We start from the raw sequence: 20,329 nt of genomic DNA, 5'->3' as shown, positions 1-20,329 counted from the left end.
CCGGCGCCGCCTGCATTCCGGGATTGATTACTTAACTCCGGTCGAGGCCCACGACCTCCACCAGCCAATGGTCCTGGCCGCATAGAAAACCAAGAAAGAGACCCTCTACCAAACCCGGGGCTTGACACCACTTGTCTGGTATGCGGCCACCGCCTCGTCAAAAACGGAACCACCACCGCGGGAACACAACGCTGGCGCTGCAAACACTGCGGCGCCAGCACCACCCGTAAACGCACCGACCTGGTCCGCAGAAACCAGCTCCGACTCTTTCTAATCTGGCTGCTTGGCAAACGCTCTCAAGCCGAATACACGAACACGGCAACTGGTCGTTCCCTTCGCCGCAATACTGCGTGGTGCTGGGACCTCGAACCCACCCTCCCGTAGAAACTCGGCACCACCAGATCATGCTCGACGGGATCTACATCGGCTCCTGGTGCCTGCTGATCGCAATCACCCAAGAACAGCAGGTTCTGGCTTGGCAATGGTGCGCCAGAGAATCCAAAGCCGCCTGGCAAGCCCTGCTTGAACGCATCCCCGCGCCCACTGTCGTGATCTGCGACGGCGGCGCCGGGATCCACGCCGCCCTACGCCGGGTTTGGCCCGACACCCGAATCCAGCGCTGTCTGTTCCACGTCCAAATGGGCATCCGTCGCTCCCTCACGTTGAACCCACGCACCCTCGTTGGACGCCGCTTACGACAGCTCTCACTTGACCTCTCGGACGTGCACACGATCGACGACGCGATCGTGTGGCAACAACACCTCGACGCGTGGTGGCAAGCCCACGGACCCCTCACCAAAGAACGCACCTATTCCCGGAACGGGCAATGGTGGTACACCCACGACCGACTCCGCAAGGCCTGGAACCTGCTCCACAACCTCAACACCAAAGGCCACCTGTTCACCCATCTGGAACACCACACCGCCCGCACCACCAGCGCTCTCGAAGGTGGCATCAATAACGGCATCCGCACCGCGCTACGCGCGCACCGTGGAATGAGCGAAGCGCACATGAAACGCGCCGCGGAATGGTTCCTCACCCTGCACGAAATCCCACTCGAGCAAGCGCTGGATTTCGCGAAGCAACAACCCGCTAACCCAGAGCCGACATTCGTGGCAGAGGAATCAATTGGGCCCGTGTTCTACGACAAAGGCCTCGACGCTGCTGAACGCCTCTGGCTCCGCCAGGGATGGGCCGGCCGAGGGTGACACACCCGAACCCATACACACTTTTTGGCCTCTAACCCAAGGACTCTGGCTCCGCGAAGGATGGGCCGGCCGAGGGTGACACACCCGGAGCCATACACACTTTTTGGCCTATAACCCGACACGCGCGCCAAAACAAAGAAAGTCGCGGGACATCGAGTGAACGATGTCCCGCGACTTCACATGGTCGGGAATACAGGATTTGAACCTGCGACTTCTCGCTCCCAAAGCGAGCGCTCTACCAAGCTGAGCTAATTCCCGGTGTTGATTGAAACCAACCTGAGCAAGTGTAGCCCGGATTTTGCGGTGCGTTGCACCACACCGGAAAAGTCGCGCAAGATTCGATTGTTTTCGCTGCTCACCGGCATCGAGGAGACTTCCACGTGGGCGGCCTACCGTGGGCAAAACATGTTGTGGCAGTGGGACAAAGGGGACCATCGTGACCGGATTTGCTGGTGAGACGAAGATTACGCACATGGGGCATTCATCCCTCGCGATCGAAAAAGATGATCTCTTACTCGTGATTGATCCGGGGAACCTCAGCAGCCACAAGCTGCTTCGCGATGCAAACGCGGTCTTGGTAACCCACAAGCATCCCGACCACATCGTGCCGGAGGCGCTTGACGGTAGCGATGCGCAGGTCTGGGGGCCGCAGGAAGTAATTGAGCTCCTCGCCGAAGCGGGCATTCCCGAGGCGCACTTGCATCCCGCCGAACCCGGAGATACCTTCACCGCTGCAGGCTTCAGCATCACCGCGTTTGGCGGCTCCCATGCCGCCGTCTATCCGGGGATGCCGGTGCTGCAGAACAACGCCTACCTCATCGATAACGAACTCTTCCATCCGGGTGACTCATTTACCACGGCACCCGACCCCGCGAACGTGCGGGTGCTCTTCACCCCAATCGCAGCACCCTGGCTGAAACTCGCCGAAACCATCGACTTCGTACGGGCCCACCCAAGCGCCGACATCGTACCGATTCACGATGCCATCCTGTCCCCGGAAGGTATCGGCATCACCGATGGGGCGCTGCAGCGGCTCATCGAAAACCGCGCCTATCGACGCCTCGGCTACGACGAATCGCTGTGGACCTAATCGCCTAGCGTCCCGTGAGCGACCGTTCTTTGGGCACCACCAATGGCGTGCCCGACTCTGGATCCTGGACGACCTGACAGGACACCGAATACACATCCTCGATGAGGGCTGCGGAGACCACGTCTTCGGGTCGGCCCTGCACCACAATGCCACCTTCGCGCATCACGATCACCTCAGAGGCGTAGCGGAAGGCCAGGTTCAGTTCGTGCAGCACCACCACGACAGTTTTCCCTGCCGCTTGCAGGTCGCGGGCGAGGTCGAGCACATCGAGTTGGTGTGAGAGATCCAAATAGGTGGTGGGCTCGTCGAGCAGGACGATCGGCGTCTGTTGCGCGAGTGTCATCGCAATCCAGACTCGTTGACGTTGACCGCCGGAGAGCGCGGAGACATCGCGCTCACGCAACTCGAGCACGTTTGCGGCTGCCATCGCCTCTTCAACAGCGATCTCGTCCTGTTTGCTCCACTGTCGCAGCAAGCCCTGGTGTGGATAGCGACCGCGCGCGACGAGATCCTCGACCACGATCCCCTCGGGCGCCGAGGGAGACTGCGGCAGCATGCTCAGTTGCCGAGCAATCGACTTGCGCGATTCCCCTTCAATTGGGCGCCCGAAAAGCTCGATCGATCCCGAACGACTCAGGAGCATCCTTGCGAGGGCCCGTAACAGTGTCGATTTACCGCAGGCGTTCGGGCCGATGATTACCGAAAGGGAGCCCTCGGTGATGTCGACGTCGACATTGTCCAGGACCCTGCGGGTGCCGTACTCGACAACCAAATTGCGTGCTCGAATCGCGGGCCGGTTCATGCTGTTCTCCTTCTCCACTGCATCGCGAGGAGCCAAATCAGGTAAATACCGCCGAGGGCGCCGGTGACGACGCCCACGGGAAGCTGGGTGGGTGCGAACAATCGCTGGGCGACGATGTCGCTCGCCACCACCAGGAATGCGCCCATGAGCGCGGAGCTACCAAGACCGATCTCGGCACGGCTGAGTCGAGCCGCGAGTTGCGGTGCAGCCAGCGCCACGAAGGCGATCGGGCCAGCGGCGGCGGTCGCCACCGAAACGAGGCAGACACCGATCACCACGAGCCACAATCTCACCCGTTCGGTAGCCACTCCTGCACCGATGGCGATGTCGTCGCCAAAGGTAAGCATCCGCAGCGGTCTACCGAGCACCAGTGCGCTCGGTACCAGCACTCCCAGGCACCCGGTCACGAGCCACGCTTCAACGGAGGTTGAAGCGTTCAGCGAGCCGGCTAGCCATTGCGCCGCGGTTTGCGCGGCATCCAGCGAGGCGCGAGTAATCAGCAAGCTATTGAGACCGCTCAGCACAGCGGCAGTGCCGATGCCCACGAGCACGAGCCGGGTACCGGTGAGTCCTTGCCGCCAGGCGAGCAGGTACACGACGATCGCCGTGGCGAAGCCGCCGATCAGCGCGCCGCTGGCCGTGGTTGCCGGTCCCCCACCGATCACGATGATTGCGATGAGTGCGCCAGTGGCTGACCCGGTGGTGAACCCGATGACATCGGGGCTTCCCAACGGGTTATTCGAGATCGATTGGAAGATGCCACCACTCAAGCCGAGGGCGGCACCCACCGCGAGCGCGGTGATCGCGCGGGGCAGTCGAAGTTCTGTCACGAAATAGCTGGCCAGTGCATCCTCACCGACGCCGAGCAGCGAGCCGAATACCTGCGCCGGACTCATCGGGTAGTCGCCGATGAGGAGCATCGCGAAGGCACCGGCAAGGGCGGCGAGCGCTATGCCGAGCGTTGCGATCAGCCCGCGACGGGGCAAGCGCATCGAAAAGTCGCCCACGCGGGCAACGAGATAGCGGCGGGACATGGATGCGGTTGGGCGCTGTTGCAGTTCGACTCGCGTCAGTCGACTCGTTCGCGCCGGTTGACTGGTCCGTTCCGCTTGGCTGATTTGCACCGACCGACTGGTCTTCACCGGCTGGCTGGCTTGCACCGATTGATCGGTTTGCACCGGATGAATGGCCTGCACCGGTTGATTGGCCCTCACCGGTTGATTGGGACGGGTCACAGTGCCTCGATCCTGCGTCGACGAACGATGGCCACGAAGAACGGTCCACCGATGAGCGCCGCCACGATACCGACCTGCACTTCGCCCTCGAATGCGAGCACCCGGCCAAGTACGTCTGCGATGAGCATCACGATGGGGCCGACCACGATCGCAAAGGGCAGCGTGATCCGCTGATCTCCCCCGCCGAAGGCCCGCGCAATATAGGGCACGACGAGACCGATGAAGGAAATCGGTCCGAAGGCCGCGGTGGCCGCACCAGCCAGCACGGTGATGCATGCGAGCACGAGTCCCCGTACAAGCGCCACCGGGACGCCAAGGCCTGCCGCGGTATCTGCACCGAGGGCGAGCGCGTTGAGTGCTGGCGTCAGCATCGCCGCACCGAGCAGTCCGACCAGAATGAACCCCACGACCGCAAAAAACACCGGCCAGCCGCGACCTTCCGCCGAACCCGCCGCCCAGAATCGGAACTCGTTGTAGGTGTTCTGGTTCGTGAGAATCACGGTCTGCACGATCGCGGTGATCGCCATGTTCACGGCGATACCAGCAAGTGCGAGTCGGGCAGGGCTCGCGCTACCGCCTGCACCGATGCCGCCGAGCACATACACGATGACACCCACTACGGCCGCGCCCACGAACGCGAACCACACATAGAACCACACGCTCACGACCCCGGTGATTGCCACCGCGAGCACCACAACGAGCGAGGCTCCCGCGTTGAGACCAAGGATGCCCGGGTCGGCAATCGGGTTTCGGGTCAGTGACTGGATGAGCATCCCGGCAACGCCAAGCGCCGCACCCACCAGGATCAGCAAGAGCGTGCGCGGCACACGCTGCCCCGAGACCACTTCCGATTCAAAAGACCCGTCGGGGTGCCACAGCAATTCCCAGGTCATCGTCGGTGTAATCGAGGAGTTCGAGCCGATGCTCAGGCTCATCGCGCAGCAGAGCGTCAGGAATGCGAGGAGCCCGACGAACATGCCCGTTCGTCGGAACCCGTCACTCACGCAGCATCACGCTTCCTGCGCCGAAGCACCACGAAAATAATCGCGCCGAGACTCAAGAGCACCGCGAGGCCAAGTGCCGAGACGCCCAGAAGTGGGAAGTTTGCGTCATCCGCGACCTGCGCATTCGTGCCATCGCCCGAGGCCACTTGCGCGGCCGTGTCACTGGCGACGATCTTGCCGAGCACTTCACCGCTGGCGTCGAGGAAGTAGATGGCACCGTCTGGAGGTGTCGGCACAGTCACTTGACCGTCGCTGTCGACGGCTACCCAGCCCATACCGACGGGGTCTCCGGCCGCCGGGAGGTGCACCGCGTATACCCACTGCCCGAAACGATCGACGCCGAGTTTGGCCTTCACGTTTTCGCCGTCGGCAGTTGTCGCGAACAGCGGAACATCTTCCGCGAGCTCGGGAATTGTCGGCGGTGCAGTCGGCGCCACCAGCGATTCTTCGTCGAGGGACTGGTTCGAAGTGTCGCCGCCTTCCTCGGTCGACTCGGAGCTCTCGCCGCCAACGTCGGGCACCACCGCTGTGCTCGATCCACCGCCGGAGCCGCCGCTGTTCGTACCGCCGGAGTTACCCCCAGAACCACCGCTGCCGGAATTACTGCCGGAATTGGAGCTGCCAGAGTTGGAACCGGAGGAACCGCTCACGATGGTGAAGTCGCTATTGCCCCGATTCGTGTAGCCGCGGGTTCCCGCGGAGGGATTGTTCGGGTCTACGTACTCGGATGCGAGGAAGCGCAGCCAGTAGCTCCCCGGCGCTAGGTCGCTGGGGACCACGAGCGATCCGTGCGCCTCGCCATTGGAACCAATGACCTGCGTGTGAATGACGCAGGCCCCGTGCGTGGCCGAAGCCGAGCACACGTCGGGGTTACCGTCGTTGACTTTGATGTGCACGATCTCCCCCGCGGGGAAACCACCCACCGAGAAATTAATCGTCTGCCCGGCCGCGACCTGGCGCGGTGAAACGCTCGACCAAGTACCCGGGGTGTCGGGGCTGGGGCCGTCCGGCGGCAGTGCGTTCGCAGCCGTCGGTGTGAACAGTGCAGCGCACAGTGCCGCGGTGGCAGTCATGACCACGGCGAGCCTGCCGTGCTTCGGCGTTGAACGCATCAGTTTTCCTTTCGGGATGCGGGTTGCGAGAGGGCGATCACGGTCGCGGTTGTGCCGCCAAAGAGCATGACGCCCAGGGCGATGAGCAGGAAGTCGAGGTTGTTTGGCTGCCAGCCGGTGACCGCGTCGGAAGCAGCCGGCTCGGCAAGTGTGACCGTGCCGTCAGCCGACGGGCTCAACGCCGCAAACTCAGTCACCGGCACATCGCCGTCGACCTTCATCGCTGCCCAACCGAGGAATTCGCCTGCTTCGTCTTGGAGGCTCACTCGGTAGGCACCCGGTGGTAGCGCGCTCACATCGAGCGTGATGCTCTGGGTCTCATCGAGCAGCACCCAACCCACCGGAATCTGGCCCGGATAGATATAGAGGTACACGTATGTGCCAGCTGCACCATTCGGCGCGGTGATTGTGGCAATGCCTTCTTCGACCTTCAGCGTCACGTTGCCGGGGTTCATGGAGCGCAGTGCATTGCTGCGTTCCACCGGAGCTTCTGGAATAAAGGACGGCACGGCACGGATCTGTGGCCCCGTCGCTGCTCCGCCTGCGGAGGAACCCGCGCTGCTCGACCCGCTCGCGCTGCTGCCGCTGCCGGAGCCGCTGTTCGAGGCGGTCGTTGCACTTCCCTCGTTGGATGTATTGGTCGTCTGCTGTACCGCCGATGGCTTCTCCTCCGCCACCGTGGGGGCCTCGATGGTCACCTTGAGCCAGCCGAGGAGCTCCCCACGTTCCCCCTGATTACCGGATTGCACAGTGAAGGTGAGATCCCCGGTGGGCAGAGTAATACCGTCAATGGGGAGTGTGACGCGACCCTGCGCATCCGCCCGGAACCATTCCGCACCCCAAGGAGCACGCTGGGAGGCGCCGGCGTAGAGATTCGGGTAAACCCAGTCGCCTTCCGCCGCGCCGGGAATCGTCACAACCCACTGGGTCGCCGACCGGTCGAGGGAAATGTCGCCGTTGTTGCTGGTCTTGAGGCTCGAGGTGTCGAGCGGATCGGGGGTGCCGAGCGGCTGGTATTCACCGACCACAAATTCTTCCGATTTGAGCGTGCGGACTTGGTCGCCAGTCTTGAGTGAACCGGTCAGTAGCCGCAGCGTGTGCGCGCCCATAGTGAAGGCCGGAGTGGAGGTAACGTCGGTGCCATCGGGCAGCTGAATGTAGCTGTCGAAAGTACCGTCTTCCGCATCCGCCTCGATGATGGCCCAAATGGTGAGGTTCTGGTGGACAGCGTTTTCGGGCAGGTGGCTATAACCGCCCTCATCGATCTTGAACGCGACCACTGAGCCGCCACTGTTCGGCTCGGGGTGGCACCAACCTTCGCCACGAACGTGGAGCTCGCCACCAAGCGGAACCGTCTCGCTAACGATTTCAATTGACGGATTTACCTCAGTTTTACATGTCGCCTGCTCACCGCTGCTGCCGCCCTCATCCTCATAGGGCACACCACCCACAGTGATCAGCGAGGTGGTTGCGGTGCGCTGAATGTCGGTGTCGTCGAAGCGACCGGATTGGAAGAGCACCGAGAGATAGTCCCCCGCGCTCAGCCCCGTGGGAGCGGGAATCTCGATGTCGAAGTTGCCATCGGCGGCAATCGTCACCACATAGGGATGGTTACTCGGGTTGCTCGGCGCGAGGAGCGCCCAGATAGTGGCATCCCCGGACGCCGAAGGGTGTTGAATAATGTCGGAGCCGCTGTGCGTGTGCTGCCCACCGTCGGCCGAATTATTGAGCTTCAGTGCCACGGTGGATGCACCGGTTCCGTCGGTCGTGGTCCAGCCCTTGCCGCGGACACGGATGGTCGAGTTGTCCCCCGCCGCTACTTCCGAAGAGACCCACGCGACTGCACCGTCATTGGCGTCGATCCGCACGTGTGACCATTCCGGCGCATCGGGATCCGGTTCCGGTTCCGGCTCGGGTTCAGGTTCAGGTACGGGTTCTGGGTCCGTCGGAAGCTCCGCGTGGACGGTGAAGTCCGTAGCGACTGAGCGAATCGGGTCATTTGGTCCGAGTGATCCGGACAGTACTCGGATCTGGTGCGTGGTACCGACTTCCCAAGCAGGCGTGGTGTCACCTGCCGAGGAATTTTCCGCGGTCGGGTACGGGATCTCAATCTGCCAACTGCCATCAGCATCCGCCTGGATAAGGGCGTGCAGTCGCTTATCCGAGCTCACATTCCCAGTCGTGGGGTCGACAATATCGAGCTTCGTGGACACTGTGTTTGGGTCGCCGGAGCGAGCAGCATCCAAGAGCACCGACATCACGCTGCCTGCGGTACCGGAATTATCTACCCAGCCGGTACCGGTCAACACGATCGGTTCGCCGTAGACGACCGGTTCCAGAGAAATCTGTGCGTCCTCGGCAGCGGTTGCCGACTGTGAAACACCCTCTATGAGGACTCCGGCGCCAAGCACAAGAGCAAGGACGCCTGCGGCAAATCGACGAATCATAGGAGTGCCTCCGCAACGTCTTCGATGAGCGAGTTCATAAGAATGGGGCCACCCGTGGAGGTCCACGAGGAACCGTCAACGAGGATGATGTTGTCGTTCTGGTACGCGTTCAACGAGGTAAACCCTGGCGTCGAGACCGCATTTTCGAGCGCATCCTCTGCTCCGGAAATATCGGCGGAGCCGCCCGCATTCGGGTTGTCGACACTCGAGCCACCGAGTGTGCCAAAGAAGATGTAGTCCGCGTCGATTTCCTGCAAATTCTCGAGCGACACCGGTTCCGAGTGACCGCGACCGATGCGGTCCTGATTTTCAGGCCGCGCGAGCCCAAGGTCGAGCAGCGCCACCCCCGGCGGTAGTTCGTTCAGAATGAGTGCGGCAGAACCGCCCTGCCAGCGCACGATCGAGAAGGTCGAACCCTCGTATTCGCCGAGGTCTTCGCGGAGTTCTGCTACTCGGTCGTCATATGCCTGGATGACCGCTTGGCCTTCGGATTCCATGCCGAGCGCTTCGGCAACTAATTCAAAGTTGAGGCGCCAGTCACCGCCAGCAAACCCGGTGTACACCACCGGGGCAATCTCACGCAGCGCTTCGATTACCGGCGGGTTGTTGTTAATGCTCGTCCCATCCACGAGGATGAGGTCGGGCGCGGCTTGGCCGATCGCTTCAAAGTTTGGTTGGGCAACGCTGCCCAGAATGGGGATATCGGCGGCTACGTCGGCAAGATAATTCGGCACGGCGCTCTGACCGCGACCGGTGACAGTGCCGACCGGGGTGACCCCCAGCGCGAGCACACCATCCAGCGTGGGTTCGCTGAGAGTAACGATTCGTTCGGGAACCTCGGGAACCTGCACTTCGGTGCCCTCGGCATCGATCACGGTGCGGACCGCGCCGGGTGCTGATTCCGTGAAGTTCGTCGGTGACGCAGAGCAGCCAGAAAGCAATGCCGCGATGAGGCTGGTGATGAGCAACAGCAGCGCTACCGGCTGCAGGCTACGGATACGAGTCACGCGAACGACCTCTCAATGCTGCGGGAGATGAATGGGGGTATTTCGGGAGGAAGGCGAAACGCAAGGGCTTCGCAAATGTGATGTGGAGTGGACACCGCTCTGGGCGAAGCAAGTGATTCGCTCCGCCCAGAGGGTGTTATCGCTCAGGAGTTGGGATTACTCCTGTTCAAGGCCACGCTTGCGACCCCAGGTGAGCAGCGCTGCACCAGCGATGAGCAGTGCCGAGAGGATGCCGATTGCCGGCAGCATTTCCGCACCGGTGGAGGCGAGGTTGCCGTCCTTGTCCTTGTTGCCAGCGTCAGTCGAGCCCTTGTCGCCCGAACCGTTGCTGCCGGAACCCGAACCGTTGGCTGCGGCGTCGTCACCGTCATTCTCCGACGGGGTCGTCGGAACCGGAGTTGCACCGTCAGCGGCACCGTTTTCGTCGCCGGTCTCGGCGCCGTCTTCGTTACCGTTCTCAGCGCCGTTTTCGTCACCGTTTTCGTCGCCCTTGCCCGGCTCTTCTTCACCAGCAGGCTTCACCGAGATGATGTCGGTGATACCCGAGTTGGAGAAGTTCGAAACCCAGACGTCGTGGGTGTCGGGGTTGATGCCGATGTTCAGCGCGTTACCCGAGGTCGGAACGGTGAAGAGTACTTCGTGGGTTTCGGTGTCGAAGGCTACGACTTCCTGGTCACCCAGGTTGGCCGAGTAGAGGATGCCGTATTCGCCATCGACCTCAACCGCGTTACTCGGGCCGGTGATGATCTCTTCGATCTGCAGGCCGTAGGTGTCCGACTCAGGGTCAGCGTCAACGACGCTGATGGCTGCCTGGGGCGAAGCCCACTGCGAAACGTAGAGGCGCTTGAGGTCTGCGTTGTAGGTCGGACGCGGGTTCTCACCGACACCAGCATCTTCAAGCTTGGTGATGGCGCCGTTGTTGAGGTCAAAGCTGCGCGGGTCCGAGGTGTCGATCGCGTTACCGTCGATCACGTACAGTCCGCCAGCGTAACCACCGACGTAGATGAGGTTGTTCGCTTCATCGACTGCGACGCCGACTGCACCGGCTGCATCCGGAACGGTGATCTGTGCGAGAACCGATTCGGCACCACGCTTGGTCAGGTCAAGCACCGTGATCCAACCGTCGGGGCCATTGCCGCGCGAGTTGCCAAGGTTCGTGATGTACGCGAGGTGGTTGGTCTCGTCGACCGCGATGCGGCGAACCCCCGAGAAGATCTGGCTGCCGTCTTCCCATTCGAAGATGCGGTCTGCGTCAGTCGGTGCGCCGTCCTGCGCGCTGTAGACAACAACTGCACCGCCGTACTGGCCATCGCGAGCGCGCGCGGTGGTGGTCACGATCGTGCCGCCGTCAAGCTTGCCATCCACCGCAATACCGTAGGGCGAGAAGGTGGTGCGCATGCTGGACTGGCTGGTGACATCGTCTTCGACGTTGCTCCAGTCGAAGGGGTCAGCGTCGGTCAGGCCCGAACCGTCGTTGCGGGTGAGGCCGGTGTAGTCGTGGTTCTGCGTGAGCGACTTTGCGTTCGCGTCAAACTCGACAACCTTGCCCGATGCTTCCTGGGTGACGTTGATGGTGTAGGAGTCATCGTTGCGGTACAGGCCGGTGTAGTCGTGGTTCGCGACGAGCTCGTAGGAGTTCGCGTTGAATTCAACGATCTTGCCGGTAGCTTCCTGCGTGACGGTGATCTCACCGGTGTCCGCGTCGCGGGTTTCCGAGCGCCACTGAGCGTCCGAGAAGTACACGCGGTCGTTGTCGTCGTCGTATGCGAGCTGGTACCCGTTGGTGACACCGGTGTCGTAGGTGTTCACGGTCCAGTCGTACTCCGCAGCCGGGTCGGCCTCGGACGGTGCTTCTTCCTCGGCAGCCGGTGCGGCTCCGATGCTGATTGGGAGTTGTCCGCCACGGATAGCGTCGCCAGGCTTCATCGAGCCGGTCAAGAACGCGAACTTGATTTCGCCACCAGCAACAAGACCGGATACGTCAGCGTTCGTGTTCTCGCTGCTCGGGAAGGGGATCTCAGCAGTCCAGGTACCGTCATCATCGGCTTCAATCAGTGCCCAAACGTCATCCGGAACGTCACCACCGATCGGAGTCTTCGGAGCAATGCTGCCGGCGTTGAGCTTCAACGCAATGGTGGAGCCGGTGCCATCCGGGTGCTTCCAGTTCGTTCCGGAAAGCTTGAGTGTCGTGCCCTCGACCCACTCGGAGGGGTGGTTCACGTAGGCAATGGTGTCCCCAGAGCCATAGGGCGTTTCGACGGTCTCGGGCTCGGTCGGCTCTTCCGTCTCACCGGTGGCTTCGCTGACCGAAATGACGTCAGTCTTGCCCGAGTTGGAGAAGTTCGAGACCCAGACGTCGTTGTTGTCGGGGTTGATGCCGAGGTTCAACGCGTTACCCGAGGTCGGAACGGTGAAGAGTTCCTCGTGGGTCTCAGTATCGAAGGCGACAACTTCCTGGTCACCCAGGTTTGCCGAGTAGAGGATGCCCAGTTCGCCATCGACTTCAACGGCATTGCTCGGGCCGGTTTCGATCTGGTCGATCTGTTCCCCGTAGGTCGAGGAAGCGGGGTCTGCATCCACCACCGTGATCTTCGCCGTCGGCGAAGCCCACTCGGAGACATAGAGGCGCTTGAGGTCTGCGTTGTAGGTCGGACGCGGGTTCTCACCGACACCAGCATCTTCAAGCTTGGTGATGGCGCCGTTGTTGAGGTCAAAGCTCTTCGGGTTCGAGGTGTCGATCGCGTTACCGTCGATCATGTAGAGACCGCCAGCGTAACCACCGACGTAGATCTTGTTGTTGGCTTCATCCACGGCCACACCAACCGCTCCGGATGCATCCGGAACGGTGATCTGGGCAACCACCGACTCGTGGCCGCGCTTGGTCAGGTCAAGCACCGTGATCCAACCGTCAGGGCCACTGCCGCGGGAGTTACCAAGGTTCGTGACATAGGCGAGGTGGTTGGTCTCATCCACCGCAATGCGGCGAACGCCCGAGAAGATTGGGGTGCCGTCTTCCCACTGGTAGACACGGTCCTCATTGGTCGGTGCACCCTGGGAAGCGGTATAGATCACCACGGCACCGCCGTACTGGCCATCGCGAGCGCGAGCGGTGGTGGTCACGATCGTGCCGCCATCGAGCTTGCCATCCACCGCAACGCCGTAGGGCGAGAAGGTGGTGCGCATGCTGGACTGGCTCGTGACATCGTCTTCGACATTGCTCCAGTCGAGGGGTTCGCTGTCCGCGGTGCCTTCCACTCGGGTCTCCGAGCGCCATGCGGCGTCGGTGAAGTAGACCTTGTCATTGTCGTCGTCGTAGGCGAGCTGGTACCCGTTGTTGACGCCGGTTTCGAGCGACGTCACATCGTAGGTCCAGTCAGCTTCATCTGCCATTGCCGGGTTGGCGGCGAAGGCACTGGTAGTGGCAACGGCGGCCACAGCGGTGACGGCAAGTCCCCGCTTGGTCCACGACGACCGCAGTGAGCAACTGCGTCCGATCGCATCCGATCGCTTCATAGTTCGATTCCTTGAGTGTCGATAATCCACTTGGTCGGCATACAGCGGTGCTGTCCGACTTGCGATCACCTAGGAGTTAGGTGAGGCTAAGCTATGAGTTAGCTATGAAAGGTTTTATCGCACATTTGTTGCGAAGGAAAGCCTTACCTAACTTTTTGGCTTAAATTGCGTAACGATTGCGCTATTTTCAAACTTAATGGTCACCCTTGACCCTGCTTTGGGTTGTGACCAGGGTTTATTCATCGCCTCGGGCACAGAAAAGCGCGGCCTCCCCGGAGTGAATTCCCAGGGAGGCCACGCTATTGAAAATTACTAGAGAGCTCGCAAGATAATCGCGCTCCCCTGCCCGCCGCCACCGCACAGTGCCGCGGCACCGAGTGCGCCGGCACCGCGCTCCACGAGCTGCCGTGCGAGCGTGCCCACCAGGCGGGCACCCGAAGCGCCGATCGGGTGCCCTAGCGCAATCGCGCCACCGTGCGGGTTCACAATGCTCGGGTCAATACCGAGCTGATCGGTTGACGCCACGGCGACCGCGGCGAAAGCCTCATTGATCTCAGCCACCACCAGTTCCGCCGCAGTCGCGCCGATCTTGGCAAGCGCCGCTTCGATGGCGTTTGCCGGCTGATTGTGAAGGCTCGTGTCAGGCCCCGCGACCAGCGCGTGCGCTTCAACCTTTGCGAGGGGCTTCAGTCCGAGCTCGGCAGCAGCTTTCTCACTCACGAGGACCAAGGCTGCAGCGCCGTCCGTGATCTGCGAGGCGTTCCCCGCGGTAATCGTGCCGTCTTTCTCGAAGGCCGGTCGCAATTTGCCGAGCGATTCAACCGTGGTGTCCGCGCGAATGCCGTCATCCGCATCCACCACCGTGTCGCCCCGGCGGGAGGTCACCGTAAATGGCGCAATTTCTTCCGCAAAGAATGCGGTCGATTGGGCGGCTCGCTGGTGGGATGCAGCGGCAACTTCGTCCTGCTGCTCACGAGTGAGCGAGCGGGCCGGATTGCCTTCTTCGGTGAGCTTACCCATAGCGACACCGTCAAATGCGTCCGTCAAACCATCGTGGTCTGCGGTGTCGAGCATTGTGACCGGACCGTACTTCGTACCGGCACGCATTTGCACCACGTGCGGCGCGAGCGACATCGACTCCTGCCCCACCGCAACCGCGATCTCAGCCTCGCCACTGTTAATCAGGCGTGTGGCATCTGCCACGGCTTCTGCTCCGGAGAGACATACCGCGTTCACCGTGACAGCCGGAACCTGCATTGGTATCCCAGCTCCGATAGCTGTTTGACGCGCGGGGTTCTGACCGGCACCCGCCTGCAGCACCTGCCCCACCACGACCCGCTCAACCTGCTCCGGTGCCACCCCTGCGTTCTTCAGAGCCGCTTTCACTGCGTGCGCACCGAGTACCGTCGCAGGCTGAGCCGACAGTTGTCCGGTGAATTTTGTGAACGGGGTCCGTGCATAGCCAGCGATAAGAACGGTCAACGGGGTCTCCTCAAATATCGAGTCAGATTCGCACGCAGCAACGACGCATACGCAGGTTCATCATCTCTCATATACAGCCACCCACCAACACGGCAACGGCGATGTTACGCGGGGAACAACGTTGTTCCTCACCAGCAAGCGCACCAACGCAATTGGCCCGACTTCCGCATTGTGTTGCAGAAGTCGGGCCAATATTCCGAGGGGCTGACGAGAATCGAACTCGCGTCATCTGTTTGGAAGACAGAGGCTTTACCATTAAGCTACAGCCCCGAAAAGGTGTCGCACGAAGCGGACTTAGCAAGTGTAGCGGACGTTTTCCGTTCGTGCGTACAGGAGCCTAAAAAACGGTTCCGTCTATTCCATTCGGCTCAACCTTGTGATCCCCCGGATGCAAATCTGTGCATAACTCTCCGGCCCGGATGCGATTTCTGCTTATCTTCCTAGAACAAGTCGTTGGCCGCGACGTTTCGGAAGAGAGGGCGCCGTGAATTCGCAAGATCACTCCGCTAAATCAGCTCGGGTACCCGGGTTCCCGACCGGGCTCGATGACCTTCGGTCAACTGACAAGTGCCCGATGTGTTTCGCGCAGACCCACCGGGCGCAGGCCTGCCCCTCATGCGGTCTGAACCTGCAAGACTCGCGGCTTGCCGAAGTTTTCACCCAATCTACGATCGCGGCGGATGCGCTGGTCGCCCGAGGCAATCTCGTCGCCAAGGCATGGCACGAGTCGCCGAGGCATGAGGTCACGGAATACGCACAAACGCCGTCCGCTCCCCCGGTACCGCCCGCGGCCGCTGAGGAACCGGCCCCGCCAGCACCAGCAGATCACCGGGTGCCACAGGCGGAACCAACATCGGCTCCCGTGTCGGCCTGGGCTGAAGCACAGCCGCAGTACGTAGCGACGCCGGTCCAGGCACAGCAAGCTACCCACCAGGAACTTGCACAGCCTCAAATAGCCCCGCATCCAGCTGCCCCGGCCCACGCAACCCAATCTCAGGTACCCGCGACTGCCGCACCGACGGCCCCCGCAAAACCGCGGCGCTCCGGAATTCAGCTGACGCTGCTCGTCCTCGGCGTCTCTTTCGTCAGCATTGCGGCCATTGTGTTCCTCACCGTCGCGTTCGTGCTCTTCGATCTCGTCGTCAAATCGCTCATCACCGCCGGTGTCACCGCTGCGGTCATTGCGCTCGCGAGCTGGCTGAAGCACAGGCGACTCACTACCACTGCCGAGGGAATCGCCATCCTGGGCGTGGTCCTGCTAATCCTCGACCTGTGGGCCATCCGCTCTCTCAATCTCTTCGGTCTCGAGCAAATCCAGGGCAACCTTTTCTGGGGTGTTGGGCTTCTGCTGATGACCGGCATCCTGCTCGGTTGGGGCAAGCTCGCGAGCCTTCGGGCGCCAAGAATCGCGAGCACCTTCACCATCGGGCCCGGCATCGTGGCGATGCTGCGGTGGATTTTCGACTGGGTATTTACCGAGCACTCGTCCACGTTGATCGCCCTCGCTGGCCTCGCAATCGCCTCGGTATTGGCACCCATCCTGCACAAGCGAGCGGACCGACCCGATGCGCTGGAAGTCGGCATCGTTTTCGGTATTGGCCAGCTTGGTGCACTGGCGCTGGTCTTCCAAGCACTGGGACGAACCTTCGCCGGCAATGATGCAGGCAGCTCGAACGCGTTACTCACTGCGGCTCCGCACCCGCTTGAAGAGCCGATCGTGGCCATCGTGACCGCCGGAATCGGCATCGCCGCCCTGCTGTGGCTTTTGAAGCAACTGCGCAACCACGATTCCCTGGCCCCCATCCAATGGCAGCGGATCTCGGCAACGATCCTGACAACCTTGCTGTGGGCCACCGCGATCTTGGTGGCGGCCATGGAAATTCTTGCCCCCGCCACCAACTCCGTCTACTTTGGCGAAGTCTGGAAGGCACTTCCCGTAATTGCGCTGGCGGCGGTGTATTGGGACTTCGGATATCTTCGCACTAACCGCGCCGATCGCACGCGGTGGCTCAGCGGCGTCATCACCACCGCCGTCATCATTGGGCCACCGACGTTATGGCTCGGCGCGGCAATCTTGCAACTTCCGCTGCACCGCGCGACGTCAACCACCCTCTGGGAATACAGCATCGAGTGGTCCGTCTTCGGTACCGGCATCGCGCTTATTGTCGCCGCCGCCGTGGCATTCCTTGTCTACCGCACGCTCCCAGAGGCGACGAGCATCGCCGGGCGAAGGCTCATGTCAGCCGCAATTGTGATTGCGGTCGGCCTCACGGTCACGGCCATTGCCCTGCCGCTGTGGGCATCACTCGTGGTGCTCGGGCTGCTGCTGGTCGCTACCATGGTCGCGATCGGCGCATTCTGTCGCCACAATCCTTCGCCTTTGCGAACCGTCATCTTGACCGCATACACCACCGCCGCAGTAGGCCTTGCCCTAGTCACTTTCCTGCACCGCCCACTGGTGATGTTTGCCTTTGCGGCGATCGGCCTGGGTTTCCTCGCGATCCGGTTGTTGCTCGGTGCGCGCGGCCCCGTCCTCATGACGCTCGCGGCCGCGCTGTTTGCCGCGCTCACCACCGCAGTAGCCTGGGCACCGATCGACTTCCCCTATGCGTCCGTCCTCTTTGCACCCGCTCTCCCCATCGTGATGCTGCTGATTGCGGTCAGTGCCAGGAAGCTCGACGTGACCGATCGTCGGGTGCTGGCCTGGACGGCTTCCAGCTTGCTTTTCATCACCGCGGCGCAGCAAATTCCCCTCGCCCTGGCTGATCCAGGTGGGCCGCTCAGCGGGGACGTCTGGCCCCTCATTCTCAGCATGGTCATCGCTTTGATCGCACTCGGGGCACTGCTCTTGGTAAGTGTCCGATCGACTCGGTTTGAGAACTGTGATCTCATTACGCACTCGGTGGCACTGACCGCTGCCATGCCCCTCGGCTACATCGTGATGAGCCCCTTTGTGCAATTGCTCGCTCGGATCACCGGAGCGGCGATCTACGAGGTCTTGTTCGTCTGGGCACTGGTGACCGGCGCACTATTGGCCACCGCGCTCCTGACTCTCTTGCGGCAGCGATCCGTACCGGGTGTGTGGACTCGCGCTACGGACTGCATCGCGGTTGTGGCCGCATTCCTTGCCATGATGAATCTGCTTGGCTTCGAGTTACTCTCCAATGAGCGGCTCACGTATTGGGCAGTCCTCGCCCTCGCATTGGCTATTGCGGTGCCCCTCACCGTAACGGTGCGTTCAGCAGGAGCACCACACCGCGGCAAATTCCGGGGTACCTTCCCCTGGATCGCCGCCGGTTTCCTCGCGCTTTTCGGCCCGGTCCTCGTGCAGCGTCTTGTCGAAGCTCCGTGGCCGGTGCTCGTCACCGCACCCATCGCACTCTCGCTCTTGGTGAGCGCACTCGTCTTCGGTGTTTCGGGGTCAGCGGCACGGATCGATCACGGCCATTGGCCGCTCGGTGGGATGCTCGCACTCGGCACCGCGATCCCCCTCGCTTCCCTACTCGGCAGCCGAGAGCAAGTATTCGATGGCCTCACGTGGCCGGTAAGCACAATCGTCGCGGTGCTCGCGCTGGCAATAGCCACACTCTGCGCGTTCTGGCAAGGCAACCCGGCCCTGGCAACCGCACGCCTACTGCTAGTGACGCTGCTGGCACCGCTTGGGGCGATGTCGCTCATCACAGCAGTGAGCGACCTCCTCGAGACCCTTGCGGATGCAGGCCCCCTCGCCCCCACGGCCACCGGGTATGCGCTTGCCGCGGGCATTGGCGTTGCCATCTGGCTCGGACTCGCACTGGTCTCGCGCGGAGTGTCCTCGTCCGCAGCGACACCAGCACAAGGCGGGGTCCCTGCGTTCACCCCCACGCAGATACTCACATTGCTCAGCATCGCCACGCTCGCAATGAGCGGCTTCGCAGCACTCATGCTGCCCCCGCTGTCGATCGAGATCGCGCTTGCGGCCTGGGCAATCGCCATCGCCCTCGTCTTGACGCCGAAACCCACAGCCGCGGATGCATCCGAATGGGCACCCCTCATCGCATTCATTCTGCGGGCGCTCGCTGCCGGCGCAGTCCTCGTTGCCGCGATCAGCGCACTCTACGCGGCCACTCTTGATCAGCATCTCGCGTACCCCGCACTATCCACCGGCACGACGCTCGCCGGGCTCGCCTTGGCGTTGCTGCTGTTCATGAGCAGCCGACGAAGCGCACAATCAATGCCCACGCATCCCACGAGCGAACGGCACCGAACCGCCTACCGTGTGTTGTCCATGGTGGTGGTGCCGGTGACCGCATGGGCAGGGCTGATCACCGTCCCAGTGGCGTGGTCCTGGTGGATGCCCACGGTCGCGGCCGTGATCGCAGTCGCCGCCGCCCTCGCCGTGGCACTCCAGCGCAACCGTCTCGAAGTGTCGGCATTGGCAGCAGCCGGAGTAAGTGCGCTCCTGCCCGTGGCGACAGCGCTGGCGGTGACGGATGCAAGGATTCGAGTGTGGCCGTTCACCTGGCTCATCGTGGGTATCTCACTGGTGATCTACGGTTTTGCAATCCGCCACACGCTGGCGGGATTCCTGCGCGGGGCTGGCATGGCGCTTGCGCTGGTGTCCTCGGCAATCCTGCTGTGGCCAGATTCGCCAAACGCTTCCGTGCTGTTTGTCGCGGCACCCGGTTGCGCGCTCCTGCTGTGCATGGCAATCATTGGTGCGCTCAGTGGCAAACAAGCCCGCACTATGAGCAAGTTCGAGGCCGGAGCCTATGCGCTGGCAGCCCCGCTGTGGTTCGCAGGGGTTGCGGTGGCCGCGGCCTCGGTGATCACTGGAAATACCTTCGCGGTCATCATGATCGTGATGCTCTGTCTCAGTGTCGGAGCAATCGCTGGATTTTGGTTCACCGAGACGAAACGACCGGAGCTGCATTTCCCGCTGCAACTGTTTGCGGTCGGTAGCGGCATTGCCGCGGTTGTGACGTTCATCGCCGCGATCGTCAAAGAATCCGATACTCCGGGCGACGTGTATTTCCTCGCCTTCGGGCTCGCTCTCACCGCGGTCGGGGCGCTCTGGATGCGCTCGCGCCCCGCCCTACGCAGCTTCCCCGCCCTCGGCCCGGGCTTGGTCATCATGCTGCTCCCGCTGTGGTTCTACGAAGCCAATGACCCGACCGCGGCACGAATCGGGATCTACACGCTGCTCGTTCTCACCGCGGTGCTCGTGGGAGCGCTCGGCAAGCTGCAGGCGCCACTGGTCCTCGGCACAATCGCCGCCGTCGCACACCTGATCGTAGCTATTCGGTGGATGCTGCCCGAGCTCTCGGTGCCCTGGTGGATCTGGCTCGGGGCGGCCGGTGCGCTGCTGATCTTTGTCGCGGCGACCTACGAATCACGAATCAAGAACGCGAAGGCGGTGGTGACCTCAATCTCGCAGTTGCGGTAGTGCA

At 62.2% G+C, this 20,329-nt stretch carries 12 protein-coding genes and 2 tRNA genes; 4 read left to right on the top strand and 10 right to left on the bottom strand.

All coding sequences use genetic code 11. The annotated features are described in order from the left end of the window. Positions 1 to 81 precede the first annotated feature (81 nt). Both F8O05_RS15370 and F8O05_RS09875 read left to right on the top strand, forming a co-directional pair. Positions 82 to 384 carry a transposase-like zinc-binding domain-containing protein gene (locus tag F8O05_RS15370; protein WP_449727775.1) on the top strand — a complete coding sequence of 101 codons (303 nt, stop codon included), beginning with the start codon at positions 82 to 84 and terminating at the stop codon, positions 382 to 384. A gap of 20 nt (positions 385 to 404) precedes the next feature. After that, entirely contained in the window at positions 405 to 1,208 is an 804-nt protein-coding gene (locus tag F8O05_RS09875) for a transposase (RefSeq protein WP_404811368.1), read from the top strand. A gap of 181 nt (positions 1,209 to 1,389) precedes the next feature. On the opposite strand, the gene F8O05_RS09870 is transcribed toward F8O05_RS09875, so the two are convergent. Next, positions 1,390 to 1,466 (bottom strand) — tRNA-Pro (locus F8O05_RS09870). A gap of 178 nt (positions 1,467 to 1,644) precedes the next feature. Here F8O05_RS09870 and F8O05_RS09865 point away from each other — a divergent pair. Next, positions 1,645 to 2,298: an MBL fold metallo-hydrolase gene (locus F8O05_RS09865; protein WP_158052555.1), complete on the top strand. Its 654-nt coding sequence runs from the start codon at positions 1,645 to 1,647 to the stop codon at positions 2,296 to 2,298. Positions 2,299 to 2,302: 4 nt separating this feature from the next. Here F8O05_RS09865 and F8O05_RS09860 read toward each other — a convergent pair whose 3' ends face one another. The 9 genes from F8O05_RS09860 to F8O05_RS09815 form a co-directional block, all read right to left on the bottom strand. Beyond that, on the bottom strand, positions 2,303 to 3,100 hold the full coding sequence (locus tag F8O05_RS09860) for an ABC transporter ATP-binding protein (protein ID WP_158052554.1): 798 nt from the start codon (positions 3,098 to 3,100) through the stop codon (positions 2,303 to 2,305). Beyond that, entirely contained in the window at positions 3,097 to 4,278 is a 1,182-nt protein-coding gene (locus F8O05_RS09855) for a FecCD family ABC transporter permease (protein WP_225735838.1), read from the bottom strand. Before F8O05_RS09855 ends, F8O05_RS09860 begins: the two co-directional genes overlap by 4 nt. A gap of 53 nt (positions 4,279 to 4,331) precedes the next feature. Continuing rightward, positions 4,332 to 5,339, bottom strand: coding sequence for a FecCD family ABC transporter permease (locus tag F8O05_RS09850; RefSeq protein WP_225735837.1), 1,008 nt, complete (start codon positions 5,337 to 5,339; stop codon positions 4,332 to 4,334). Then, entirely contained in the window at positions 5,336 to 6,451 is a 1,116-nt protein-coding gene (locus F8O05_RS09845) for a hypothetical protein (RefSeq protein ID WP_158052552.1), read from the bottom strand. Before F8O05_RS09845 ends, F8O05_RS09850 begins: the two co-directional genes overlap by 4 nt. Further along, positions 6,451 to 8,898, bottom strand: coding sequence for a hypothetical protein (locus F8O05_RS09840; protein ID WP_192497119.1), 2,448 nt, complete (start codon positions 8,896 to 8,898; stop codon positions 6,451 to 6,453). The genes F8O05_RS09845 and F8O05_RS09840 overlap by 1 nt, the downstream gene beginning before the upstream one ends. After that, positions 8,895 to 9,905 (bottom strand): ABC transporter substrate-binding protein, encoded by a 1,011-nt coding sequence (locus F8O05_RS09830; protein ID WP_225735836.1) that lies wholly within the window; start codon positions 9,903 to 9,905, stop codon positions 8,895 to 8,897. Before F8O05_RS09830 ends, F8O05_RS09840 begins: the two co-directional genes overlap by 4 nt. A 156-nt stretch (positions 9,906 to 10,061) precedes the next feature. Further along, positions 10,062 to 13,418, bottom strand: coding sequence for a YncE family protein (locus F8O05_RS09825; RefSeq protein ID WP_158052550.1), 3,357 nt, complete (start codon positions 13,416 to 13,418; stop codon positions 10,062 to 10,064). Between the two features lie 312 nt (positions 13,419 to 13,730). Next, the gene (locus F8O05_RS09820; RefSeq protein ID WP_158052548.1) at positions 13,731 to 14,900 is read right to left on the bottom strand and encodes an acetyl-CoA C-acyltransferase; all 1,170 of its coding nucleotides are present in this window, start codon (positions 14,898 to 14,900) and stop codon (positions 13,731 to 13,733) included. A 199-nt stretch (positions 14,901 to 15,099) separates the two neighbouring features. After that, positions 15,100 to 15,170, bottom strand: a tRNA-Gly gene (locus F8O05_RS09815). Positions 15,171 to 15,384: 214 nt separating this feature from the next. Here F8O05_RS09815 and F8O05_RS09810 point away from each other — a divergent pair. Further along, positions 15,385 to 20,325 carry an SCO7613 C-terminal domain-containing membrane protein gene (locus tag F8O05_RS09810; RefSeq protein ID WP_158052547.1) on the top strand — a complete coding sequence of 1,647 codons (4,941 nt, stop codon included), beginning with the start codon at positions 15,385 to 15,387 and terminating at the stop codon, positions 20,323 to 20,325. Positions 20,326 to 20,329: the final 4 nt, after the last annotated feature.

It is taken from the genome of Gulosibacter chungangensis (assembly GCF_008831155.1).
In the GTDB taxonomy this organism is placed as follows: domain Bacteria; phylum Actinomycetota; class Actinomycetes; order Actinomycetales; family Microbacteriaceae; genus Gulosibacter; species Gulosibacter chungangensis.
Note: the sequence above shows the minus strand (reverse complement) of the source record. Positions and strands in the feature narration are given on the sequence as shown.

Excerpts from the sequence above, each read along its gene's own strand:
- F8O05_RS09875 (WP_404811368.1), top strand. The coding sequence starts at position 405 with ATGCTCGACGGGATCTACATCGGCTCCTGGTGCCTGCTGATCGCAATC.
- F8O05_RS09840 (WP_192497119.1), bottom strand. The coding sequence starts at position 8,898 with ATGATTCGTCGATTTGCCGCAGGCGTCCTTGCTCTTGTGCTTGGCGCC.
- F8O05_RS09845 (WP_158052552.1), bottom strand. The coding sequence starts at position 6,451 with ATGCGTTCAACGCCGAAGCACGGCAGGCTCGCCGTGGTCATGACTGCC.
- F8O05_RS09860 (WP_158052554.1), bottom strand. The coding sequence starts at position 3,100 with ATGAACCGGCCCGCGATTCGAGCACGCAATTTGGTTGTCGAGTACGGC.
- F8O05_RS09825 (WP_158052550.1), bottom strand. The coding sequence starts at position 13,418 with ATGAAGCGATCGGATGCGATCGGACGCAGTTGCTCACTGCGGTCGTCG.